The organism is Phyllobacterium ifriqiyense, assembly GCF_030817885.1.
Lineage (GTDB): Bacteria > Pseudomonadota > Alphaproteobacteria > Rhizobiales > Rhizobiaceae > Phyllobacterium > Phyllobacterium ifriqiyense.
This window is the reverse complement of the sequence record NZ_JAUSZT010000003.1, coordinates 2,156,269-2,178,080: the sequence shown is the minus strand read 5'-3', so window position 1 is coordinate 2,178,080 and position 21,812 is coordinate 2,156,269. Positions and strand designations below refer to the sequence as shown.

The 21,812-nt window shown below is 53.4% G+C and carries 22 protein-coding genes, 1 tRNA gene and 1 pseudogene; 13 read left to right on the top strand and 11 right to left on the bottom strand.

What is annotated here, in order from left to right:
* Positions 1 to 284 precede the first annotated feature (284 nt).
* Entirely contained in the window at positions 285 to 1,229 is a 945-nt protein-coding gene (locus QFZ34_RS18150) for a tyrosine-type recombinase/integrase (RefSeq protein ID WP_307283787.1), read from the top strand.
* Positions 1,230 to 1,432: 203 nt separating this feature from the next.
* On the opposite strand, the gene QFZ34_RS18145 is transcribed toward QFZ34_RS18150, so the two are convergent.
* From QFZ34_RS18145 to QFZ34_RS18135, 3 genes are all read right to left on the bottom strand, one after another.
* On the bottom strand, positions 1,433 to 2,182 hold the full coding sequence (locus tag QFZ34_RS18145; protein WP_115051868.1) for a L,D-transpeptidase: 750 nt from the start codon (positions 2,180 to 2,182) through the stop codon (positions 1,433 to 1,435).
* 165 nt (positions 2,183 to 2,347) lie between these two features.
* Positions 2,348 to 2,518, bottom strand: a complete 171-nt coding sequence (locus QFZ34_RS18140; protein ID WP_307283780.1) for a hypothetical protein — start codon at positions 2,516 to 2,518, stop codon at positions 2,348 to 2,350.
* 202 nt (positions 2,519 to 2,720) lie between these two features.
* Positions 2,721 to 3,422, bottom strand: a complete 702-nt coding sequence (locus QFZ34_RS18135) for a glycosyltransferase (RefSeq protein ID WP_115051869.1) — start codon at positions 3,420 to 3,422, stop codon at positions 2,721 to 2,723.
* 183 nt (positions 3,423 to 3,605) lie between these two features.
* Here QFZ34_RS18135 and QFZ34_RS18130 point away from each other — a divergent pair, with 183 nt between their 5' ends.
* Entirely contained in the window at positions 3,606 to 4,163 is a 558-nt protein-coding gene (locus tag QFZ34_RS18130) for an AAA family ATPase (RefSeq protein WP_307283773.1), read from the top strand.
* Here the strand turns inward: QFZ34_RS18130 and ampC are convergent.
* Positions 4,130 to 5,293 carry a class C beta-lactamase gene (gene ampC, locus QFZ34_RS18125; protein ID WP_307283771.1) on the bottom strand — a complete coding sequence of 388 codons (1,164 nt, stop codon included), beginning with the start codon at positions 5,291 to 5,293 and terminating at the stop codon, positions 4,130 to 4,132. The genes QFZ34_RS18130 and ampC overlap by 34 nt on opposite strands.
* Before the next feature lie 110 nt (positions 5,294 to 5,403).
* Between ampC and QFZ34_RS18120 the strand changes: the two genes are divergently transcribed.
* A complete protein-coding gene (locus tag QFZ34_RS18120) occupies positions 5,404 to 6,273 on the top strand; it encodes a LysR family transcriptional regulator (protein WP_307283769.1) in 870 nt (289 codons plus the stop codon).
* A 114-nt stretch (positions 6,274 to 6,387) separates the two neighbouring features.
* Here the strand turns inward: QFZ34_RS18120 and QFZ34_RS18115 are convergent, their stop codons facing one another.
* Both QFZ34_RS18115 and QFZ34_RS18110 read right to left on the bottom strand, forming a co-directional pair.
* Entirely contained in the window at positions 6,388 to 6,912 is a 525-nt protein-coding gene (locus QFZ34_RS18115) for a GNAT family N-acetyltransferase (protein WP_307283766.1), read from the bottom strand.
* Between the two features lie 11 nt (positions 6,913 to 6,923).
* A complete protein-coding gene (locus tag QFZ34_RS18110) occupies positions 6,924 to 7,484 on the bottom strand; it encodes a helix-turn-helix domain-containing protein (RefSeq protein WP_307283763.1) in 561 nt (186 codons plus the stop codon).
* Between the two features lie 180 nt (positions 7,485 to 7,664).
* On the opposite strand from QFZ34_RS18110, the gene QFZ34_RS18105 reads away from it, so the two are divergent.
* On the top strand, positions 7,665 to 9,071 hold the full coding sequence (locus tag QFZ34_RS18105; protein ID WP_307283760.1) for an adenylate/guanylate cyclase domain-containing protein: 1,407 nt from the start codon (positions 7,665 to 7,667) through the stop codon (positions 9,069 to 9,071).
* A 43-nt stretch (positions 9,072 to 9,114) separates the two neighbouring features.
* On the opposite strand, the gene QFZ34_RS18100 is transcribed toward QFZ34_RS18105, so the two are convergent.
* A tRNA-Ser gene (locus QFZ34_RS18100) sits at positions 9,115 to 9,206 on the bottom strand.
* A gap of 17 nt (positions 9,207 to 9,223) precedes the next feature.
* On the opposite strand from QFZ34_RS18100, the gene QFZ34_RS18095 reads away from it, so the two are divergent.
* A complete protein-coding gene (locus tag QFZ34_RS18095; protein ID WP_307283757.1) occupies positions 9,224 to 9,748 on the top strand; it encodes a hypothetical protein in 525 nt (174 codons plus the stop codon).
* A 170-nt stretch (positions 9,749 to 9,918) separates the two neighbouring features.
* A complete protein-coding gene (locus QFZ34_RS18090) occupies positions 9,919 to 10,083 on the top strand; it encodes a hypothetical protein (protein WP_307283754.1) in 165 nt (54 codons plus the stop codon).
* A gap of 139 nt (positions 10,084 to 10,222) precedes the next feature.
* Here the strand turns inward: QFZ34_RS18090 and QFZ34_RS18085 are convergent, their stop codons facing one another.
* Positions 10,223 to 10,810, bottom strand: a complete 588-nt coding sequence (locus QFZ34_RS18085) for a TetR/AcrR family transcriptional regulator (RefSeq protein WP_115051894.1) — start codon at positions 10,808 to 10,810, stop codon at positions 10,223 to 10,225.
* A 180-nt stretch (positions 10,811 to 10,990) separates the two neighbouring features.
* Here QFZ34_RS18085 and QFZ34_RS18080 point away from each other — a divergent pair, with 180 nt between their 5' ends.
* The 3 genes from QFZ34_RS18080 (at position 10,991) to QFZ34_RS18070 (ending at position 16,388) form a co-directional block, all read left to right on the top strand.
* Entirely contained in the window at positions 10,991 to 12,211 is a 1,221-nt protein-coding gene (locus QFZ34_RS18080; RefSeq protein ID WP_307283750.1) for an efflux RND transporter periplasmic adaptor subunit, read from the top strand.
* Positions 12,212 to 12,333: 122 nt separating this feature from the next.
* Positions 12,334 to 15,552, top strand: a complete 3,219-nt coding sequence (locus tag QFZ34_RS18075; RefSeq protein ID WP_115051896.1) for an efflux RND transporter permease subunit — start codon at positions 12,334 to 12,336, stop codon at positions 15,550 to 15,552.
* Between the two features lie 572 nt (positions 15,553 to 16,124).
* Positions 16,125 to 16,388: a hypothetical protein gene (locus QFZ34_RS18070; RefSeq protein WP_115051897.1), complete on the top strand. Its 264-nt coding sequence runs from the start codon at positions 16,125 to 16,127 to the stop codon at positions 16,386 to 16,388.
* Between the two features lie 54 nt (positions 16,389 to 16,442).
* On the opposite strand, the gene QFZ34_RS18065 is transcribed toward QFZ34_RS18070, so the two are convergent.
* Complete coding sequence (locus QFZ34_RS18065) at positions 16,443 to 16,961, bottom strand: DUF1236 domain-containing protein (RefSeq protein WP_115051898.1); 519 nt, start codon at positions 16,959 to 16,961, stop codon at positions 16,443 to 16,445.
* Between the two features lie 211 nt (positions 16,962 to 17,172).
* Between QFZ34_RS18065 and QFZ34_RS18060 the strand changes: the two genes are divergently transcribed.
* Together QFZ34_RS18060 and QFZ34_RS18055 are read left to right on the top strand one after the other, a co-directional pair.
* A complete protein-coding gene (locus QFZ34_RS18060) occupies positions 17,173 to 18,273 on the top strand; it encodes a pyridoxal phosphate-dependent aminotransferase (protein ID WP_370878814.1) in 1,101 nt (366 codons plus the stop codon).
* 14 nt (positions 18,274 to 18,287) lie between these two features.
* Positions 18,288 to 18,653 carry a DUF423 domain-containing protein gene (locus tag QFZ34_RS18055; protein ID WP_115051900.1) on the top strand — a complete coding sequence of 122 codons (366 nt, stop codon included), beginning with the start codon at positions 18,288 to 18,290 and terminating at the stop codon, positions 18,651 to 18,653.
* Positions 18,654 to 18,703: 50 nt separating this feature from the next.
* Here the strand turns inward: QFZ34_RS18055 and QFZ34_RS18050 are convergent, their stop codons facing one another.
* Both QFZ34_RS18050 and QFZ34_RS18045 read right to left on the bottom strand, forming a co-directional pair.
* A complete protein-coding gene (locus QFZ34_RS18050) occupies positions 18,704 to 19,300 on the bottom strand; it encodes a hypothetical protein (RefSeq protein ID WP_307283738.1) in 597 nt (198 codons plus the stop codon).
* On the bottom strand, positions 19,297 to 19,779 hold the full coding sequence (locus QFZ34_RS18045) for a hypothetical protein (RefSeq protein ID WP_307283735.1): 483 nt from the start codon (positions 19,777 to 19,779) through the stop codon (positions 19,297 to 19,299). The genes QFZ34_RS18050 and QFZ34_RS18045 overlap by 4 nt, the downstream gene beginning before the upstream one ends.
* 135 nt (positions 19,780 to 19,914) lie before the next feature.
* Here QFZ34_RS18045 and QFZ34_RS18040 point away from each other — a divergent pair, with 135 nt between their 5' ends.
* Together QFZ34_RS18040 and QFZ34_RS18035 are read left to right on the top strand one after the other, a co-directional pair.
* Positions 19,915 to 20,571 (top strand): TetR/AcrR family transcriptional regulator, encoded by a 657-nt coding sequence (locus tag QFZ34_RS18040; protein WP_307283732.1) that lies wholly within the window; start codon positions 19,915 to 19,917, stop codon positions 20,569 to 20,571.
* A pseudogene (locus tag QFZ34_RS18035) lies at positions 20,537 to 21,702 on the top strand (isovaleryl-CoA dehydrogenase). The gene QFZ34_RS18040 and the pseudogene QFZ34_RS18035 overlap by 35 nt, the downstream one beginning before the upstream one ends.
* Positions 21,703 to 21,812: the final 110 nt, after the last annotated feature.

Genomic DNA, 21,812 nt, shown 5'->3' with positions numbered 1-21,812 from the left:
TGCAAGAACCCTGCTCAGAACCATTGTGGTTTGGGGTCTGCACCAGCGACGCACAGACATTAAGCGAAGAAAGGATTCCAGACCGGCCATAGGCCGAGGAGATGAGAAATGGTTGGACAGAGACCTCAAGGGTTGAAACTTGATACGGCCGGTTATGGCTTTATCAAACGAAAGTCTATTAGCCTAAAGAGGCACGGCTACACGGATTGCGCTTTTCACGAAGACCGCTACAACTCGGCATATATTTCCCGGTTTAGTGTTTTATTGACCAGAGCGCGATTTTCATGACGATTTCAGCAGCCGCTATTGCCCCGCCTTCTTGTGACTCCGCGTTTGGATCTGCATTTTCCGTCCGCTTTGACTATGATCTCAACTATTCGGCAGCCGATAATGGCACCCGGAAGCTGGTCAGGGAACACTCGTTGAGTGATTTGACTGCGCAATATATCAGCATCCTTTGGGATGAAGGCTCGCACAAAACCAATGTGCGTTCGTTCCTCGGGGAGATGAGTGAAATATTGAGCGGCCAGCGTTTCAGCGTTTTTACGCAAGAAATGCTTGATTCTGTGATCGGAACCCTGCGCGAACGTGGCAACAGCAATGCGACCATCAATCGAAAGATGGCCGCTTTAAGCAAACTGCTCAGGAAAGCGTCAAAAATGGGCGACATCTATAATCTGCCGGAATTCCGGCGGCAAAAAGAACGGCAGGGCCGAATCCGCTTCCTCGAAACCGATGAGGAATCGCGGCTATTCTCCGCTGTAAGGTTGCGTTGCGAAGACAGCTACCGGTTGAGCATATTCCTTGTTGATACCGGGTGCCGGCTCGGCGAGGCTATCGGCCTTTCATGGAATGATTTGCAGGATGCCCGTTCGACATTCTGGCTAACCAAATCAGGGCGCAGCCGCACGGTTCCCCTCACCGCTCGCGCACAAGAAACCGTCCATATCCCGCATGGAAGACTAAAGGGCCCTTTCGCCATGCTCAATCAAGTGCGGTTTCGGGCAATCTGGAATGAGGCAAAGGCAGAAGTCGGGCTTGGCAGTGACGATCAGATTGTTCCGCATATTTTACGCCACACCTGCGCATCGCGTCTTGTGCGCGGCGGAATTGATATCCGGCGTGTCCAGATTTGGCTCGGCCATCAAACCTTGTCGATGACCATGCGCTACGCACATCTGGCAACCAATGATCTGGATTCCTGTGTGGCTGTGCTGGAACGTGGATAGGGGTTCGCTGTGCGGTTATCGAATTATGTTGAGGGCTGGCCCGGGTTCAATCCGGAAAAATTGTCGGAAAGCCTCGGTTCAATCATCGGATGCAGCGATTGCCATTGATATATGCCGGTCCAGCTGATTTCATCAATGCTTGGACCGGGCAGAACCATTTTGGTTGGCGTTCGGAAGACTTCCCGATGCTGACCCGCTTTTTATCAAACCTGAGTTTGCGGCGCCCCAAGGGGAGATTGGTGAACGACGATTCGCGCGTGATACGGCACACGGTCATATAGATCGATCACATCCTGATTGATCAGGCGCACGCAACCGGACGACGTAGCCTTGCCAATCGAGCGCCATTGCGGTGATCCGTGAAGACGATAAAGCGTGTCCTGCCCGTTCTGGAATATATAAAGTGCGCGCGCACCGAGTGGATTTTTGACTCCCGGCTCCATTCCGCCATTTTCGACGGAGTATTTTGCGAGCTCCGGCTGTCTTGCAATCATGTCTGCCGGCGGCTTCCAACGTGGCCAATGCTGCCGCCAATGAACAATCCCCTCACCTTGCCAGGCAAAACCATCGCGGCCGATACCAACACCATAGCGCATTGCTGTTCCGCCCGGTTCCACCAGATAAAGGAAGCGCCCGACCGTATCGACAACAACCGTCCCTGCGGGTTCGCCGGTGGGGTCTGTCACGCGCTGACGATAATATTTCGGATCCATCTGCTGAAAGGGTATCGCAGGAATTGAATGTCCCCCATCTTGAAGTGCGGCATATCGCAGTTCAAGTTCCGATGGTGAAGCTAATCCTGTCGGCAAGGATTGCTTTACGGGACGCGGCTTGGGCGGCGCGATTTCGGCATGCTGCGTTGTCGCTGTCGTTGTGCATCCGCCAAGAGCAGCGCTCGCGGCCATGGAACCGAAAACAAAAGTGCGGCGGGATAATTGAATGGATCTGGTCATGTTCCAACACGTTCACGGGATGAGATTCGAACGCTAAATAGTTGCGTTGCGGCCATCATGTCTAAACATATAGATGTGATCGGGACCATGCCCCAAGTCATGCTAGAGCAAGTTTTGCCCATCGAATTGTTCTGCCGGAGGGATTCGCCGGCAAGGTTGAGGGATTCAGTCAGGAACCGACGAAGGAGTGACGGCGTGGTTGCCAGCCTGTTTGGTTGGCAAAAGCTGCCGCATGGTCAAGGTTACAGCAGCATTTTGAGGACTATACGGTTTCATTCGGAAGCCGAAATTGCTTTTCAACTTGTGGTGGAACTGCGCCAGGTCGCCGCCGTCCATTATTGCATTCCACCATAGTTGTTTGCGTGTAAAGCGTGTTTGCTTGCGCAATTCCGGACGGAAAACCGCTTCGCACTTTTCCTGGAATTGACCTTTGTCTACGCAATTCCGGACGGAAAACCGCTTCGCACTTTTCCTGGAATTGACCTTTGTCTACGCAATTCCGGACGGAAAACCGCTTCGCACTTTTCCTGGAATTGCTTTAGATCGGCTTGAATTCCGGGTCAATTTCCAATGCCTTTTTGGTCCAGATATCGCCATAGTCGACATTCTGCCAATCTTTGAACCATGGACCGCCATTGGTAAAATGCACGGCATGCGGATATCCGCTTGCTGGCTTCTCGTTCCAGCCTTCCAACCAGTTCCACTCTGTCGGGATTTCACCGATTTCGTCGTCCTGCGCCCATTGCATCCTGTGCAAATATGCGCCGCTTTCGCGATTGATCAATTCGGGTGTCAACTGGCGCGTCGAAGGATGTTCGCAATTGAACAGCATGAAGGATGACCAGTTTTTGCGTGGGTAGGTGGTCTGCACCTTGCCGTCCATCTTGACCCCGGCCTTCGGTTGATAGTCATGCTTGACGCAGGCTACAGCCTTGCTCTCGTCGCGATACTGCAAAAGCTCTGCCACATCGGAGAAGAACAGAAAATCGCAATCGCAAAACAAAGCCCAGCCCTTATAACCGGCGAGATAGGGCGTAAAAAAGCGCGAATAGGTGAATTCCGTTGAAGCGAGCGGGTCGACATCGCGCGTATAAGCGCCCTTATCAACGAGATCCTGCAACACGATCGGGTGTACATTCACCGGGATCGATGCGTTTTTCAGGATGGTGGATTTTGCTACCTCATATGCTATGGGCTCGCGGGAATCCCAGCCTATGTAGATATCAAGTGACCTATCCATGATGCTTCCTTTGCATGTTTGGTTTTAGTGCCATGCTGCGTTTGGCGAGAAAATTGTTTATATGACCGAAATAGTCAAGTCATGGTGTAGTTCGCGCAACATGCAACTGTGAGTATGTTTTTTTCATGCCATGACCCCAACCGAGGGCTTCCGGGCATGAATGAAACCTGTTTTGAGGAACGCATGAAAAATCTGGCTGGTAACATTCTGATTCTAACCGGGCCTCCGGGTTCCGGGAAAAGCACGGCTGCAGAGCTGCTTGTTACCGCATCCGGCATTCCGGCCGTTCATCTGCATTCAGATGACTTCTGGCACTGTATAAAAAGCGGCTTGATACAGCCCTACCTGCCAGAGGCACATGCGCAAAACGAGACTGTCATCAAGGTCCTGGCGGGCGTGGCTGAGGGTTATGCCGAAGGCGGCTTCTTCGTCGTTGTAGACGGCATCATCGGCCCCTGGTTCCTGCAAGCATTTCGCAAGGTCACTGCACCGCTCCACTATATTGTTTTGCGGCCTCTTCTGGATGAGGCGATCGAGCGATGCCGGCTGCGGGGCGGCAATACGCTGACCGACCCCGGGCCGATCAGCGCTTTGCATCAGCAATTTTCATCGCTGGGTGATCTCGAAAACCACGCTATCGATATGGCTGGGCTGAACCGCGCCCAGACGCTGGAAGCTATCAAAGCAGCGCTTCTCGATAGTAGATATTATTTGGAGTCCAGCTTGGTCAAAACTTCATAAGCAGCATTGATACGCTCTTCGTTCGGGTAATATTTGTTCGCCAGAATGACAATGCCGATCTTCTTTTCGGGCACGAATGCGACATAGGCACCAAAACCATTGGTTGAACCAGTTTTGTTGATCCACACATCAGAACGCGGTTCCGTGGGTGGATTGATCTGTTCAACAGGCACCGGCTTTGAAGAAATTTCTCGCGAATTACCCAGTCGCAAAGCACTTAACGAAACAGGATAGCTATATTGTTCCCATAATAAATCCTGGGTCATTGCTCCAACCTTGAAATAGCCCTTATGCGTATCCGCAATCGCCTGCTGCAGCTTGCTCTCCAGCTTGACCATGTTCATATTTGCTTGCATGAAACGGACCATGTCTGGCGCAGTCGTCTTCACCCCATAGGCTTCCGAGGACAGAACAGCCTTGTTTACGCGGGCAGGCTTGTCTTTGTTCGTATAGCCTTGCGCGTAATCTTTCATTTTGCTTTTCGGCACGTCAATATAGGTGCTGGCGAGACCGAGCCCCGGGAATAAAGTGCCTTCCATGAGAGAGGTGAAATCCTTGTTCATGGCTTTGGCACTGATCACGCCGAGCATCCCGATGCTTGGATTCGCATAGGTCCGGGTCGTGCCAAGCTTATAGACAGGCTTCCAGTTCTTCAGATAAATCATCATCTGATCGTCATTCTTGACGTTATCCGGCACCTGCAAGGGAAAGCCCCCTGGCGTATGCGTACCCAGATGCAGCAGCGGAATCTTACCAAATTCGGTGCCCTTAAACGCAGGAAGATAGTTGCTGGTGAGGTCGGACAGCGAAATCTGGCCATTGGCTTGCGCATAGGTTGCGAGGGTCACGACGAATGTTTTGCTGATTGATCCGATCTCGAAAATCGTCGAAGGCGTGACCGCTGTTCCGGTGTCTTTGGAAGCAACGCCATATTCAAATATATAGGACTTTCCGTCAGCAATGACGCCGACAGCCATGCCTGGTATAGCATTCTTATCCATAACGGGACGGATTGCGGCGTCTACGAGAGATTTAATCCTGTTGGCATCATCGGCCGCATGGCTAAGCGTAGCCGAAACGCCCGTGATCAAGAGAGAGCCCGCCAAAGCTGTGGCAATTTTCCGTTTCATAATGCAAATTCCTTGTGCCGTGATCGCTACCAGGCAAATCTCTATTGGCACTGTAATCTGAAAACAAACGATGATATCTGGTATCTGACATAAGAAAAACTAGGTCAGATATGGTTCGTCCCTTTCTTCCCCTGAATGGTCTTCGGGCCTTTGAAGCCTCTGCAAGGCATCTGAGCTTCACACGAGCAGCAATCGAACTTTACGTGACGCAGGCTGCTGTCAGCCAGCAGGTGAAAAGCCTTGAAACGCGGCTTGGCGTACAGCTTTTTCAACGCCTTCCGCGTGGACTAAAAATCACTGCCGAGGGAGAAGCGCTCCTGCCCGTTGTAACGGGGTCGTTTGACCAGTTGGCCAATACACTTGAGCGCATAGAGGGCGGCCATGTGCGCGAGCTGCTTTTTCTTGGTGCTGTCGGAACATTTGCCGTGGGGTGGCTGCTGCCTCGACTGCCGGATTTCCAGCGGCAATTTCCCTTTGTCGATGTGCGGATATCAACCAATAATAATCGCGTCGACACCGCCGCAGAAGGGCTGGATTTTGCCATTAGATTTGGCGACGGCTCCTGGCATGGAACAGAGGCAATTCGCCTTTTTGAGGCGCCGCTATCGCCGCTTTGCATTCCGGAGCTGGCGGAGAAATTGCAGGAGCCGGGAGATATCGTCAATCAGCCCCTGCTACGAAGCTACCGCAAGGATGAATGGAGCCGATGGTTTGAGGCGGCTGGGGTGGCTGCCTCGCCGCAACTCAGCAAAGGGATCGTATTTGATTCCTCGCTCGCCATGATGGAGGCCGCGCTCCAAGGGATCGGCATTGCGTTGGCTCCCCCGTTAATGTTTTCGCGGCAACTTTCATCCGGCGCAATCAAGCAACCTTTCCAGACTTCGATTTCACTCGGAAGCTATTGGCTGACGCGGCTGCAATCGCGCCTCCCTACCCCGGCCATGGAAGCATTTTCAGGGTGGATTACGGCGCAGGTTTGAGGGCAGCGTCGGGCACTGAATGGCCGGAACTGCGCTAGTGCGGGCTGCTTGAACCATAACCTACTGAAACGGCCAAAAGCAGGGGCAAACCACCACCCGCCTTGGTCGCAAGTATTAGATATGGCGAAACATGTAGGTGGTCGCGTGTTTCGCCTTTCCGTCCGGATTCCACGCAAAGTCCGGGATTACACCTGCAACCTTAAAACCAGTGGAGGCATAAAGGGGTTCAGCAACATCGCCGGTTCGTGTGTCCAGCGTGACAAGCGTTTTTCCAAGCTCACGAGCCCTGCTCAAGGCATGGTTCATAAGAGTTCGGCCAATACCAAGCCGGCGAGCTTGCGGGTGGACGATCATCTTGGCAATCTCACATCGATGGGGCTGATTATCAGGCATGGCGGTGAGAAGTTGCACGGTGCCAAGAAGATTTCCCGCACGTTCTGCACCAAAGAGGATTCTTCGTCCGGCGACGACTTCGGGTTGGACATTTTTGGACCAGAACAGGCTCGCATCCTCGACGGACAGCGGAGCCATGAAGCTGACCGCTGCGCCTTGCCCCACGGTCAGGGCGAGAATTTGTGAGAGGTCTTCTAACCTTTCCTCGATCGCGCGAGCATCAAGTTCGATAATCTGGACTTCCATTCCGAGGCTCCTTAAGCCATAGCGATAATATAATGGGCGGGTTGATCGCCGGTCGCGAAAGACGATCCGCCGCGCAATTGATAGCGAAGACAATCGCCCTTGCTCAGTTCGTACCGAACGTCATCGACGATCAGCGTGAGCGGGCCAGCCAAGACCACAAGATGATGTTCATGCCCCGGAAATGCCGGGCTATCATAGACAATGTGCTGATTGGGCGCGATTTCGCACTCGATCATTTCCAGCTTCAGCCGCCCGCTTGGAGGCGAGAGGGTGCGGCGGGAGAACCCGTTTTCGCGGTCCAGCCAAATACTTTGATCAGCACGGCGCAGTAGCGGAACGTAATCCGGCTCGAGCGGCGTCAAGAGTTGTGATACTGGCAGCGCGAAGGCGGAAGCCAAGCGGCCAAGCGTCTCCGCCGTTGGACTGACCTCCCCCTTCTCGATCCTCGATAGAGTGGCCCGGCTGACACCGCTGCTCAACGCCAGATCCTGCAATGTCAGGCCGCGTTTCATCCGCAAACTGCGCAGGTGCTCAGCAAGAGCGTGATTTTGGTCGCGTATGATAATTCCCATATTTGAGATTTAATCTCATTTATGGACAAATGCAAATGCAAAAATGTTGTCTCGTCTGGAAGGACAAAGTCGCTCGGGCGAGTAATATCCATGCCCATAGATTTCTATTGGAACATTCCCGTGTTATGATCCTGGTCCTGGCGTCGTCCGCCGTGGGTTCTGCAGACGGAGACTTGTCTAATGAGCGAAGTGGACGTACTTTTTGCGACCCTGCGACAAGCGGCTGACCCGCAGACGGTCAAATGCATCGAGAACGTTGTCAGACACGGCTCGGATCGCGATCTCAATCGCATCAATGCACTCGCCTTCGCCGATACGCACCATCTTGATCAAGAGAAAACCATTGCAGCGCTTCTCCATGCAGCCCGCATAGGCGCGTTCGAGATGACCTGGAACGTGCTTTGCCCGGGATGCGGCGGCGTCCTTGACAGCGGCGCATCCCTCAAAGGGGTCGTCCACGAGACTTACCATTGTGCGCTCTGTGCGGCCGGATACGAACCCACCCTCGACGAGATGGTCGAGGTCACGTTTACGGTCAGCCCGAGAGTACGCAGGATTGCCGCCCACGATCCTGATCGGCTGCCTCCGCTCGAATATTACCGCCAGATATTCTTCAGCTCCGGGGTTGACCTACCGGAGGACCTCGAAGCGCGGTTCGCACGCATTCAGCTGGAGATGATCGAGCTTGCTCCGGGCGAAAAGGCTTTCGTCTCGCTGCAACTGCCGGCGCAATTCGTGATCATCTTCGATGCGGTGACGCACTCAGCGCAGTTCATCGACGTGAAGGGCGAGCCGACCGACGAACGTCAAACCCTGTCGATGGTCATCAGTCGGGCGCATGCGCTGAACGAAACGATTACCCTCCGTCCTGGCTTGCTGCGGCTCACACTCGAGAACCATACCGATCGCCGAGTGGTACCGAATGTCTGCATCGCAGGCGATGAGCTGCACGATCTTCTGGGCCGCAGGCGACCCTTTCTGACAGCCAAGCGTCTGCTGACAAACCAGAGTTTCCGCGACATATACCGGATCGACACCCTTGATGTCGACCAGCGTCTCAAGATCATCAGCTTGACGTTTCTCTTCACCGACCTGAGGGGTTCGACGGCCCTCTACGAACGCGTTGGAGATCTGGCCGCCTTCGATCTCGTGCGGGGGCATTTCCGGGTTCTTCACGAGATCGTCGCCACGGAGACCGGGGCGGTCGTCAAAACCATAGGAGATGCCGTAATGGCGACCTTTCCAAGCCCGGACCGCGCGGTGGCGGCTGCGCTCAGGATGCGAGAGGCGATGCTTCGGTTAAACACCGAACACGGCAGCGACGATCTACTCCTGAAGATCGGTATTCATGAGGGACCATGCCTCGCAGTCAACCTGAACGACCGGCAGGACTATTTCGGCCAGACCGTCAACATCGCTTCCCGTGTCCAGGGCCTTGCCGATCCCAATGTGATCATGACGACGGAAGCGATTGTCGGGGATGCCCAGGTTTTAGAGATCCTCCGTGAGAGCGGAATCACATCGGCCTCCAGAATGGCGGAGCTTCAGGGTATCGGCAGAGAGGTCAGAATTTTTGCCCTGTCGTGAGCTTCATCCGCTCTTCGGCATCAAATCAATTTGAGCCGTTTAATGGCGGAGAGGAAGGGATTCGAACCCTCGAGACCGTTTAACGGGTCTACTCCCTTAGCAGGGGAGCGCCTTCGACCACTCGGCCACCTCTCCGAGGACGCTGACTAAAGATGAAACCCATTGTTGGCAAGGGTTTTGTTCAAATGCTCCTCAAAAATCGAAATCCTGCGCTGCAACGGGTTTTGAACAGAGCAAATTTGTCTCGTCCCTCGACATCGCCCGATCAGATGAATAGCCTGCACTTCTGGATGGGGGATGGTATGAGATTTTCAGGCAAGATCGTGATGGTGCTGCTTCTGACGGGCATTTGCGCCTGCACCACAACTGGCGCAAGCAAAGGTCAGGTTACCGCCGACGCAAAGGCACTGGTCATAACATCCTACCAGTGCCAGGCATCGCTTGGACGTGAACCCCATTATTCAGCCATTGAAAGCAGCGAAACTGTACTCAAAGCCATTGGCAAGTCGTCTGAAGAGGCTGATCAAACCGTGCGCGGCTGGCTTAGAGATGTCATCGCATCACCAAAGCAGCCTAGCGATCTTGATTCGAAAACATGCAAGGACAAGTTGCTCACTCTCGCTGAAAAGGTCCGGATTGGCTATGAATCTCTAAATCGGTTGAAAAAACAGCCGTGATTTTTCGGCTAAAAAATCGGATGTTTTTTGTAATTTTACTGCGCGGCACAGGCGATTTTCGCAACTATGCGGAGTGTAAATGAAAGTCGCAAATCTTGAATTGAGAATCAGGAACCGGCGTCCTATCTCCAACATTATAGGGGCTACAGACCTCAATTGGAGAGTGCAGAATGACGACACCTACCGTTCCGCAGGACATCTACCTCCGTCACGAAAGAGAGTGGCAAATGCTGCGTCAGGCTATCGCCGAAAAGAAGCCTTCCGTTGAAGAAAAGCAGCCGATTGAAAATTTGGCTCCCCGGCGTAAGGTCCCATTGAAAGAGCAGCATCAGTAAAATCTGAATCTCATCAAAGTTTAAAAAGCCTCGCGCGGATATCCGTCAGCGGGGCTTTTTGTTGGGCGGGTTTGAGGAACCGGAAATACAGGGCTTATTGCAGAGCAAATAGTGCGTGGAGCAATATCGATGCAGCGGCTCAATTAGACCCCGGCCAGGACCGCATGGCAATATCGACAAGGCGATGGATTTCCTCACGCCCTATGCCACTGGCAGCCTGTACCGCAGTTCCCTGCGACACGGTGAGGATATAGCGAGCCAGATCTTCCGGATTGCTATCGGATGGCAGGTCGCCCTCGCGCTTGGCGCGTTCGAACCGCCTCGTCAACGCTTTCTGGCCAATCTGCCGCCGTTCAATAATTGTTTTTTGAACCGCCTCGGCGGCCTCGCTGCATCCCATGGCAGCATTTATTCCAAGGCAACCACTCGGATTGCAATCACAGGTCTGCGCATTGGCGAAGCCAAACAAGACGTCGCGCGCTACCGAGCGGGCATCAGGTTGCTCCAGCGCTTTCCAGAAGAAGGCCATGTAATTCTGCTCATAGCGCTCAAGCGCCATACGGAAAAGTTCTTCCTTATTGCCAAAGGTCCCATAAAGGCTGGGTTTGGTTATACCCATGCCGTCAGTCAGATCGGTGATCGACGTACCTTCATAACCTTTGCGCCAGAACAGTTCCAAGGCCGTCTGCAGAGCATCGTCCGCATCAAATTCCCTCGGGCGTCCCATGGACAATACTCCCTAAAAGAATTATACCGTTCGGTATAAAATTCCATTGACAGCTACTGTACCGCAGCCTTATATCGCTGTTCTATACCGATCGGTATGGAACGTCAATGAAGAATTCGGTCAACCGGATTCCCGTTCACCATCCTCCCAATGGTGAAAAATTCAAGCAGGATGACCACGATGTCAATCAGCACACTCAAAAGAAATCTCGCCATTGGCGGCCTCGTTCTGGCGCTTGGCGTGGCCGGCGGCACCCAGATATTCGACTTTAGCAAAAGCCATGCGGAAGGCGAGCAGGCGGCCCCTGCGCAGGCGACCCCCGTTTCCGTTGCGATAGTACAGCCCAAGCTTGTCAGCCAGTGGAACGAATTTTCAGGCCGTCTCGAAGCGGTTGATCAGGTCGATGTGCGCTCGCGCGTTGCTGGTGCTGTTCAATCCATTCACTTTAAGGAAGGCTCGGTAGTCCAACAAGGCGATCTGCTCGTCAAGATTGACCCGGCTCCCTATGAGGCAGAAGTTGCACGGGCAAAAGCGCAGGTAAGCGCGGCTGAATCGAGACTGGCCTTTGCCAAGAACGAGCTGGAACGCGGCAAACGCCTGATCGATTCCCGCACTGTTTCCCAGAGTGATTACGATCAGCGCCGGAATGTCGAAGCTGGCGCGCTCGCCGACCTTGAAGCTGCGCGGGCAGTGCTCAAGACAGCAACGCTCAATCTCGAATATACGGATATCCGCGCGCCGATCAGCGGCCGTGTTGGACGCATCGAGATTACGCAAGGCAATCTGATTGCCGCCGGACCGGCTGCGCCATTGCTGACGTCTCTGGTCTCGATCAGTCCTATCTATGCAAGCTTCGAAGCCGATGAAAACGTTGTGGCCAATGCCCTTGCCGATCTTCCTGAAGGGTTGAACAACCGCGATTTCGTCGACCGCATTCCTGTTCAGATGGATGTGCAGGGCAAAGCCGATGTTCAAGGCAAGCTCCAGCTCATCAATAACAGTGTCGAAACAAACAGTGGCACGGTCAAAGTGCGCGCCGTTTTCGACAATGCCAATGGTCGCCTCATGCCCGGTCAGTTCGCCAAGGTTCGCATGGGTCAGGCAAATGAACGCCAGGAATTGCTGGTGGATGAGAAAGCTGTCGGCACAGATCAGAACAAGAAGTTCGTGATGGTGGTCAACCCGCAAAATGTCGTTGAATATCGCGAGATTTCTTTGGGCGGCAAGGCTGACGGCCTTCGGATCGTGACATCCGGCCTGCAGGCGGAAGACAAGGTGGTCGTCAATGGACTGCAGCGCATACGGCCAGGTTCTCTTGTAGCACCTGAAATGGTGGCCATGGGCGCCAATGCATCCAACCAGTTGCAGGCGCAGGCCGAGCAGGCCAACGTCAAACAATAAGATCTGCGGCGCCGTGTGCTTAAATTGAGGCACGGCATGGCAGTATTTGAAATGCGTGTAGCACCGGCCAGAAACCGAAAACGGTTTTTGGCCTTACGCGCTCATCGGCAGGCGGAATCGCTATGAACATCTCCAATTTCTTTATTGATCGCCCGGTATTTGCGGGGGTCCTGTCCTTCATCATCTTCCTCGGCGGCCTTATCGCGCTGACGACGATGCCGGTTTCCGAATATCCGGACGTGGTTCCGCCATCGATCGTGGTGCGCGCGCAATATCCGGGCGCAAATCCGAAGGTCATCGCAGAAACAGTTGCAACGCCAATGGAAGAATCCATCAATGGCGTTGAAGGCATGCTCTATATGGGCAGCCAGGCAACATCTGACGGCCAGTTGACGCTGACAGTGACCTTCGCCCTTGGCACCGATCCGGACAAGGCACAGCAATTGGTCCAAAATCGCGTTTCACAGGCAGAGCCTCGTCTGCCGGAAGAAGTGCGGGCGCTTGGCATCACCACGGTAAAAAGCTCGCCGGACCTGATGCTGGTGGTCAATCTGATTTCGCCGAACGATCGCTACGACATCACCTATCTGCGCAATTACGCATTGATCAACATCAAGGATCGCCTAGCCCGTATTGACGGTGTTGGCGATGTGCAGCTGTTCGGATCAGGCGATTATTCAATGCGCATCTGGCTCGATCCGCAAAAGACCGCGGAACTCGGTCTTTCCGCGACTGATGTTCTGAGCGAGATCAGAGCTCAGAACGTGCAAGCGGCAGCGGGTACGATCGGTGCTTCTCCAAATGAGAACGACGTCAATCTGCAACTCTCAGTGAATGCACAGGGGCGTTTGGCCACTGAAGAAGAATTTGGCCAGATCATCGTCAAAACCGCGCCGAACGGCGCGATTACGCATTTGCGGGATATTGCGCGTATTGAACTGGGTTCAGCGCAATATTCCTTGCGTTCCCTGCTTGATAACAAATCGGCGGTGGCCGTCCCTGTATTCCAGGCTCCGGGCTCCAATGCGATCCAGATCGCCGATCAGGTTCGTGCTGCGATGGAAGAGGCCAAGCTGACCATGCCGGAAGGCGTGGACTACAAGATCGTTTACGATACGACGCAGTTCGTTCGCGCCTCCATTGAGGCCGTTGTCCATACGCTGCTTGAAGCCGTTCTGCTGGTCGTTCTCGTGGTCATTCTGTTTTTGCAGACATGGCGCGCTTCGATCATCCCGCTTATTGCGGTGCCTGTATCGATTGTCGGTACGTTCGCTGTCATGCATCTGTTTGGTTTTTCCATCAACGCACTGAGCCTGTTTGGTCTGGTTCTGGCTATTGGTATCGTCGTCGATGACGCCATCGTGGTGGTGGAAAACGTCGAGCGAAACATTGAAAATGGCCTCGCGCCGCGTGCCGCAACCATACAGGCCATGCGCGAAGTTTCCGGACCGATCATCGCGATTGCACTCGTGCTGGTTGCCGTGTTCGTTCCGCTGGCTTTTATCACCGGTTTGACAGGGCAGTTTTACCGCCAATTCGCGCTGACAATTGCCATTTCAACCGTCATTTCCGCGTTCAACTCGCTTACGCTCTCTCCTGCCCTTGCCGCCTTGCTGCTCAAAGGACATGACCAGCCGAAAGATGCTTTGACGCGGTTCATGGACAAAACGCTGGGTTGGCTGTTCCGTGGCTTCAACTCCGTGTTTACGCGTGGTGCAAACGGCTACAGCAAGGGCGTACGCGGCGTGATTTCGCGCAAGACTGTTATGATGGGCATTTATATCGTGCTCATTGGTGCAACAGCGCTGATGTTCCGCACTGTACCTGGCGGTTTCGTGCCGCCACAGGACAAGCAATATCTGGTTGGCTTCACGCAGCTGCCAGATGGCGCAACGCTTGACCGGACAGAATCTGTTGTCCGCCGTATCGGCGACATGGCTCTGTCAATCCCGGGTGTGGAAAGCACGATTGCCTTTCCGGGCCTATCCATCGCCGGGTTTACAAATAGCTCCAATGCCGGCGTGGTTTTCGTCTCGCTAAAACCATTTGAGGAGCGGAAAACACCTGAGCTGAGTGCTGGCGCCATCGCCATGCAGCTCAACCAGAAGCTGGCAGGAATTCAGGAATCGTTCAGTGCGGTGTTCCCGCCTCCCCCGGTTCAGGGTCTTGGTTCTATCGGCGGCTTCAAGCTGCAGATCGAAGATCGCAATGGTCTCGGCTATGAGGCGCTGGACGGTGCAACCAAGGGATTCCTTGCCAAGGCTGCAACTGCTCCTGAATTGACCGGGCTGTTCACCAGTTTTCAGATCAACGTGCCACAGCTTTACGCCGATGTTGACCGCGCCAAGGCGCGCCAGCTCAACGTATCCCTGCCGGAGATTTTCAATACGCTGCAAATCTATCTGGGTTCGGTTTACGTCAATGACTTCAACAAGTTCGGACGCACCTACTCCGTCCGCATGCAGGCGGAGTCGAATTTCCGGGCCAAAGCAGAGGATATTGGCGATCTGAAAGTTCGCTCCGGCTCAGGAGAAATGATCCCGCTTTCGGCGCTGATCAAGGTAACGTCAACAGCCGGACCAGACCGCGCCCAGCGCTATAATGGCTTCCTTGCTGCCGATGTAAACGGCAATGCTGCGCCGGGATTCTCTTCCGGTCAGGCTCGCGCCGCCGTGGAGAAGATCGCAGCAGAAACATTGCCCGCAGGTATTGGCTTTGAATGGACAGAACTGACCTATCAGGAAATTATTGCGGGTAATTCTGCCTATCTGATCTTCCCGCTATCGATCCTCCTGGTCTTCCTGGTTCTTGCCGCCCAGTATGAAAGCCTCTCCCTGCCGCTTTCGATCATCATGATCGTGCCGCTTGGACTGCTTGCCGCTCTTAGCGGTGTCTGGCTGACGGGTGGGGACAATAATGTCTTCACACAGATCGGGTTGATCGTGCTTGTGGGGCTATCGGCCAAGAACGCCATCCTGATCGTGGAATTTGCACGCGAACTGGAATTTGCCGGATCGACACCGTTCAAGGCGGTGATCGAGGCAAGCAGATTGCGTTTGCGCCCCATCCTGATGACCTCGCTGGCATTCATCATGGGTGTCGTCCCTCTGGTCACTTCCACAGGAGCGGGCGCGGAAATGCGCAGCGCGATGGGTGTCGCCGTGTTTGCCGGCATGATTGGCGTGACACTATTTGGCCTGTTCCTGACGCCGGTATTCTATGTGCTGGTTCGTGCGATGACGGGTAATCGCCCGCTCAAGAGCCATCACGCCAGCACCTTCGAAGGCGACTCCAGCCATGATTCGGGCGCAATTGCGCCTGCAGCAACCCCGGCTGAGTAACAAAATATACGGTGGCGCAGATAAATTTATTTGCCTGCGCCACTTCCTCTAAGCCTTTGGAATGACGGTCTTTATTCCACCCGAAGTTTTTATCGAGGCCACGAGACAGCTGTTGGAATTCGTTTTTGTGCGCTTTTAGGGGTGACAAAAGATTTCAGGATGTTACAGTCTTGTGACCATGCCGATGTTCGGCCCTAACGATCATGACTTCAGTATTTCGAGGCCATCAAATCGGGAGATGCACATGACAAGCGCTGCTAATGACAACCGCAAAATCAGTGACGGTTTTATTCCTCTGGTTACATTTCTGGTGGTTACTCAAGTAGCTGCCACCGTTCTTCTAGCTTTGCCAAATTGGTATTGAAACCTCAAACCACTGCATCGAGTTTTTCGCTTCTGCCAGTAATGGCAGGGGCGATTGTCATTTTGATGATTATTGGCCTGCTATTTGTGTAGAGCCCTTACCGCGATTGCGGTTCCAGTCTGACACGACCTCTGATTGCTATTCGTTTCCCTAACACAATGATATAAATCTACTGCAAGAATGACTGCCATTTGCAGTGGAGGATATTATGAGATTGTTGATTGGATCGGCACTGCTCGCCGCATTTGTGATAACCGGTTGTACCACGATGACACCTGAAGAGCGCCGTGCAATCGATAGCCAAACCTGTTCATCGTATGGATTCAAGCGCGGCGGTGATGGCTTTGCCTCCTGCCTGCTCAATCTGGAACTGGATCGTCGCGCTGCATCACGCGCTCAGTTTGACGAGATGCGTTTCAATAATCCGCCTATCATCTTCTATGGCAATAGATATCATCGTAGGTGGCGATAAAAAGCGCCGCCGGAATTAACCGGCGACGCTTCTCTCTCCCACTAAAATCGAGCCTTAACGCACCCAGACAACCCGGCGCGTTTCTCTTTCGACCAATGCCGGACGGTCATCCACATAGATATAAGAGTAACGAGGCTGATCCGGCACTTCAACGAGCGGAACGTCAGCAGGGACAACCACACCTGTTGTCAGCTCACCTTCGATGACAACCGGATCACTTGGATGTTTTTCGACATAGGTGATTACCTCGTCCGGAAATGCGCTACCAGCGCTTGGTCCGCCTGCATCAGACAAATATACGACACGGCGGTCGTTCATCGACACGATGACGGGGCGACCTTCCACATAAATATAGCCATAGCCCGGACTTTCAGGAATTTCCCTGACTACAACATCTTCCGGCACAACATAGCCTTGTGACAGTTCATCATCGATCACGACAGGATCGGACGGGTTGGCAATCACATAGTCCCGTGCACTTTGTGGAACTTCAACAACCACTGTGTCCTGCGCAAATGTGAGACCGGAAGTGGCAAACAACGCCGCTGCGGTCAATACAAGAATCTTTTTCATTTCGTGGCCTCTCTGTTATCTTCATTGTCCCACTGGCTGCAAAACCTTGAAGAGACAGATTTGGTTCCAAATTTGCGGCACACGTCGTGCGACAGGCTGAAACATAAGCATGCCAAACAGATGTCGGCACAACGAAAAAATTAGCGGATTTCCTGGGATTTCAGGTTAAGTTTTGCTGGTTTAGCTCAGGAAAACTGCTATCGCTTTGCTTATGAACCCGAAGCTCGTTCCCCTCATAGATTCACTGCCCTCAACAGTGCCCTTTGTTGGGCCGGAAGCGCTTGAGCGCAAACGCAACGGCCTGTTTCGCGCTCGTCTCGGGGCGAATGAAAATGGCTTTGGCCCTGCCCCATCCGTCATCGCTGCCATACAGAAACATGCCGCCGAGTCCTGGAAATATGCTGATCCGGAAAACTTCGACCTGAAGCATGCATTGGCAAGTCATCTGCATGTTGCCCCCTCCAATATTGTCGTGGGCGAAGGCGTTGATACTTTGCTCGGGCTGGCTGTTCGTCAATATGTCAGCGAGGGTACCCCCGTGGTAACGTCGCTGGGTGCCTATCCTACGTTCAATTTCCATGTGGCTGGATTTGGCGGGCGCTTGATAACTGTTCCCTATCGCGACGATAGAGAAGATTTGAGCGCGCTTCTCGATGCAGTAAAGCGCGAGAATGCGCCGCTCGTCTATTTTTCCAATCCCGACAATCCCATGGGGACCTGGTGGGACGCAGACGACGTTGAACGTTTCATAGATGCACTCCCGCCAACGACAATGCTTATCCTCGACGAAGCCTATGGTGAGACTGCTCCTGCCAGCTCCAAACCCGCAATTGATATATCGCGGAGCAATGTTTTGCGGATGCGCACCTTTTCCAAGGCCTATGGTCTTGCTGGTATGCGCTGCGGCTATGCTATCGGCGCGCAACAGCAAATCACTGCTTTTGACAAAATCCGCAATCATTTCGGCATGAACAAGCTGACTCAGATTGCAGCGCTTGCAGCGCTCAAAGATCAGGATTATCTGCGACAGGTCGTGGGCAAGATCATAGCGGCAAGAGACCGGATAAGCGCAATAGCCGAAGCGAACGGATTGAAGGCCATCCCGTCAGCCACCAATTTCGTTACCATTGATTGCGGAAAAGATGGGGCTTACGCACTTTCCGTATTGAACAGACTGATCGAACGGGATGTCTTCGTGCGCAAACCAATGGCACCGGGGCTTGACCGTTGCATCAGGGTCAGCGTCGGTCTTGATGCTGAACTCGATATATTCGAGCAGCAATTGCCGCTGGCATTGCAGGCCGCAAGCTAGACAGGGAGAAGAGCGTGGAAATAAATCGGGGTTTTGTGGGTTTGGGCGGCCTGTTCGGCGCGGCGGGCATTGCAGCCTATGCAGCGGCGGCCCACAGCACCAGCGGCCATATGGCAACTATTGCGCCGATCCTTTTGATCCATGCACCGGCATTTCTGTCGCTCTCTTTGCTCGGAAAGCTCAGCCGCGCTTCTTATTTAGGTGGACTAATCCTGATTTTGGGGCTGCTTTTCTTCATCGGCGATCTGGTTTCCCGGGATTTGAACGGAGACAGGCTGTTTGCCTTTGCCGCACCGCTTGGAGGCTCGCTGCTTATCCTTGGCTGGATCGTGGTGGCCGCAACAGTCTTCAAGGCGCTGGATTTCAAGTCACCGCGCTAACGCTCAAACACGCAACGCCAGCCCTATCCGCGAATACGTTACGATCTACGTCAAAAAATCGCAGCAATAATGGCTGGCCAGTTGTTGATAATCGCGATCGAGCCAACTGCTATAGCAAGCATACTGGCAAGTTTACCAGTGGTAGGGAGGCTTTCAACACGCCCGCGTAATTCTCCCCACTCCTGGGCAGATGGCAGACTATCGACTTTTGCTGAAAGCTTACCAAAGGCTATTGCCGAGGGCAGCGCATCAACTTTGGCTTTTAGATATGCCATGTCAATTCTGAAACTGGTAAAATCGCCTTTCAGACCACCAACATCATCTTTGAGCCCTGAAAAATCGTTTTTCAGACCAGTTACATCACTTTTCAGACCGGTTACATCACTTTTAAGGCTGGAAACATCACTTTTAAGGCCGGTTACATCGCTTTTCAGGCCGGAAACATCGCTTTTCAGTCCAGCCACGTCGCTCTTTAAAACGATAACATCGCCCCTCAAATCTGAAACATCCCGGATGACGGTGTCGAGCTTGCGATCCGTCTTCTCAAATGATTTTTCCAGAAATGCGACACGTGTTTCCATGCCATGGAATGTGCCACCGCCATCGCCGGACTTCAAGCGACCTAAACGTGCAGCAGATTGAGTCATGGCTTGGCGCTTTTTAATCTGTCATTGCACTGCTTGTAGTAACCACCACCCTTTTCAATCCAGCTTGTTCCGCCGAGCGTATTGGCGGCTTTGTTTGCGCGGTATTGCTCCAGGCATGTATGCATTCGCGCCTTTGCCGGCTTTTCACTGGCAAATTTGGCGGATATGGCGGGCGGGAAATTCATCTCGCCAGACACTGCTTCGGTTTTCTTTTCAGCTTTTGCTGGCTTTTCTTCCGCAACCTTCTTTGAATTTTTGTCCGTCGTTGCGGCGGCATCTTCATTCGAAGATTTCAAGCACTGGGCCTTGCGGAATTCGCTCCACGATACGCCCTCCGCCTCGCCAGCGCTTTGCGCCGCCTTATACTTGACGCTGCATTCTTTCATTGTGATCGCACTTGCAGGCGAAGCGAGAACAAGGGAGGCAAGTGCCGTGGCCGAAATGGCTAGGACACCACGAGAAAGGCGCGCATTTATCATTAAAAATCAACTCTCTGGAAATGAGGTTTCGTTCGCAATGAGTCCAATCCTATATGCATCAATGCGCCTTCTCCAATTGGACGAAGGTCTAATATGACCCTTGAATTAATTGAACGTTCGTTTTATTAATTCACCATGGCACGCACGACCGGATCAGATGGAGAGAAAACCCGCAGCGCTATTGATGCCGCAGCCAAACGCCTGATAGCGCGTATTGGCTATGAGGCCATGTCGATGCGCCAGCTGGCGGAAGAAGTGGGCGTTCAACCTGCCGCCTTCTACCGTTATTATCCCAACAAGCAGGAATTGCTCTTTTCAGTGATGCGGGATCATATGGAGCGGCTGCTGGGCGCATGGCAGCAGGAAAACGGAAAGGCGCAAGGAGTGCGCGAGCGTTTTGCCGCCTTTATCCGCTTCCACATTCAATATCATGTGGAGCGCCGCGACGATGTTCACATCGCCAATATGGAACTGCGCAGCCTTTCCCCCGATAATCTTGCAATGATTGTCAAGCTCCGCTCCACCTATGAAGGCAGTCTGCGTGATATTCTGGATGAAGGGATTGAGGCAGGCGCGTTTGACATTGCCGATATAGCGCTGACAACCCGGGCAATCATTGCCATGACCACGGGTGTCAATGTGTGGTTTCGGGCCGATGACCGGCTGACGGCCAGCGAAGTTGCCGAAAATTATGTCGAATTGGGATTGCGCCTTGTTGGTGCCAAGAAGATCGAAACAATCGCAAAGGGAGGACGTGATGTACCAGTCGGGCCTAAAATTCGGAGTTTCTGACGAGATCGAAGCATTGCGCGAGACTGTGCAGCGGTTTGCGCAAGCAAAGGTCGCGCCTTTGGCGGAAGAAACGGATAAGAGCAACCAGTTTCCAATGCATCTTTGGCAGGAGATGGGTGCGCTTGGTCTGCTTGGGATGACGGCTGACCCGGATTTCGGTGGCTCGGGTCTTGGCTATCTGGCCCATGCCATTGCCATGGAAGAAATTTCCCGCGCATCAGCTTCAATTGGCCTGTCCTATGGTGCTCATTCCAACCTTTGCGTCAATCAGATCAATCGTTGGGGCACCGCTGAGCAGAAAGAGCGATATCTGCCAAAGCTATGCTCCGGCGAGCATGTGGGCGCGCTGGCTATGTCCGAACCCGGTGCTGGCTCAGATGTGGTGTCCATGAAGCTGCGTGCTGACAAGAAGAATGACCGCTATGTGCTGAACGGCAATAAAATGTGGATCACCAATGGCCCTGACGCAAATACGCTTGTCGTCTATGCCAAGACTGATCTTTCCGCTGGCGCTCACGCGGCATGACCGCATTCCTCATCGAAAAGGGCTTCAAAGGATTTTCGACTGCGCAAAAGCTCGACAAGCTGGGGATGCGCGGCTCCAATACCTGCGAACTGGTGTTTGAGGATTGCGAAGTGCCGTTTGAAAACGTGCTCGGCGAAGAGGGCAAGGGCGTGAAAATCCTGATGTCCGGCCTTGATTACGAGCGCGTTGTTCTGGCTGGTGGCCCAATCGGCATTATGGCTGCCTGTCTCGATGTGGTTGTTCCCTATGTGCATGAACGCAAGCAATTCGGCCAGCCAATTGGCGAATTCCAATTGATGCAGGGTAAGCTTGCCGACATGTACACGACAATGAACGCATCACGCGCCTATGTTTATGCGGTGGCTTCGGCTTGCGACCGCGGCGAAACCACACGCAAGGACGCTGCCGGGTGCATCCTCTATGCAGCCGAAAAAGCAACATGGTGTGCGCTTGAGGCTATCCAGGCGCTTGGCGGCAATGGATATATCAATGATTACCCGACCGGACGTCTGCTGCGCGATGCCAAACTCTACGAGATCGGCGCAGGCACCAGCGAAATCAGGCGCATGCTAATCGGGCGGGAAATGTTTGCCGAAAGTGCTTAATCAATTTCGGCAATCATCATTGATCAATCAAGTATTGATATGAGGACCGGCAGAAAGAGATGATCTTATCTCAGCCATATCAATTGAACCATTCCGGACACCGTCTGGAA

What these genes read in the sequence shown, in the direction of transcription:
- QFZ34_RS18150 (WP_307283787.1), top strand. Translation starts at nt 285, where the DNA reads ATGACGATTTCAGCAGCCGCTATTGCCCCGCCTTCTTGTGACTCCGCG.
- QFZ34_RS18145 (WP_115051868.1), bottom strand. Translation starts at nt 2,182, where the DNA reads ATGACCAGATCCATTCAATTATCCCGCCGCACTTTTGTTTTCGGTTCC.
- QFZ34_RS18140 (WP_307283780.1), bottom strand. Translation starts at nt 2,518, where the DNA reads ATGGACGGCGGCGACCTGGCGCAGTTCCACCACAAGTTGAAAAGCAAT.
- QFZ34_RS18135 (WP_115051869.1), bottom strand. Translation starts at nt 3,422, where the DNA reads ATGGATAGGTCACTTGATATCTACATAGGCTGGGATTCCCGCGAGCCC.
- QFZ34_RS18130 (WP_307283773.1), top strand. Translation starts at nt 3,606, where the DNA reads ATGAAAAATCTGGCTGGTAACATTCTGATTCTAACCGGGCCTCCGGGT.
- ampC (WP_307283771.1), bottom strand. Translation starts at nt 5,293, where the DNA reads ATGAAACGGAAAATTGCCACAGCTTTGGCGGGCTCTCTCTTGATCACG.
- QFZ34_RS18120 (WP_307283769.1), top strand. Translation starts at nt 5,404, where the DNA reads ATGGTTCGTCCCTTTCTTCCCCTGAATGGTCTTCGGGCCTTTGAAGCC.
- QFZ34_RS18115 (WP_307283766.1), bottom strand. Translation starts at nt 6,912, where the DNA reads ATGGAAGTCCAGATTATCGAACTTGATGCTCGCGCGATCGAGGAAAGG.
- QFZ34_RS18110 (WP_307283763.1), bottom strand. Translation starts at nt 7,484, where the DNA reads ATGGGAATTATCATACGCGACCAAAATCACGCTCTTGCTGAGCACCTG.
- QFZ34_RS18105 (WP_307283760.1), top strand. Translation starts at nt 7,665, where the DNA reads ATGAGCGAAGTGGACGTACTTTTTGCGACCCTGCGACAAGCGGCTGAC.
- QFZ34_RS18095 (WP_307283757.1), top strand. Translation starts at nt 9,224, where the DNA reads ATGAAACCCATTGTTGGCAAGGGTTTTGTTCAAATGCTCCTCAAAAAT.
- QFZ34_RS18090 (WP_307283754.1), top strand. Translation starts at nt 9,919, where the DNA reads ATGACGACACCTACCGTTCCGCAGGACATCTACCTCCGTCACGAAAGA.
- QFZ34_RS18085 (WP_115051894.1), bottom strand. Translation starts at nt 10,810, where the DNA reads ATGGGACGCCCGAGGGAATTTGATGCGGACGATGCTCTGCAGACGGCC.
- QFZ34_RS18080 (WP_307283750.1), top strand. Translation starts at nt 10,991, where the DNA reads ATGTCAATCAGCACACTCAAAAGAAATCTCGCCATTGGCGGCCTCGTT.
- QFZ34_RS18075 (WP_115051896.1), top strand. Translation starts at nt 12,334, where the DNA reads ATGAACATCTCCAATTTCTTTATTGATCGCCCGGTATTTGCGGGGGTC.
- QFZ34_RS18070 (WP_115051897.1), top strand. Translation starts at nt 16,125, where the DNA reads ATGAGATTGTTGATTGGATCGGCACTGCTCGCCGCATTTGTGATAACC.
- QFZ34_RS18065 (WP_115051898.1), bottom strand. Translation starts at nt 16,961, where the DNA reads ATGAAAAAGATTCTTGTATTGACCGCAGCGGCGTTGTTTGCCACTTCC.
- QFZ34_RS18060 (WP_370878814.1), top strand. Translation starts at nt 17,173, where the DNA reads ATGAACCCGAAGCTCGTTCCCCTCATAGATTCACTGCCCTCAACAGTG.
- QFZ34_RS18050 (WP_307283738.1), bottom strand. Translation starts at nt 19,300, where the DNA reads ATGACTCAATCTGCTGCACGTTTAGGTCGCTTGAAGTCCGGCGATGGC.
- QFZ34_RS18045 (WP_307283735.1), bottom strand. Translation starts at nt 19,779, where the DNA reads ATGATAAATGCGCGCCTTTCTCGTGGTGTCCTAGCCATTTCGGCCACG.
- QFZ34_RS18040 (WP_307283732.1), top strand. Translation starts at nt 19,915, where the DNA reads ATGGCACGCACGACCGGATCAGATGGAGAGAAAACCCGCAGCGCTATT.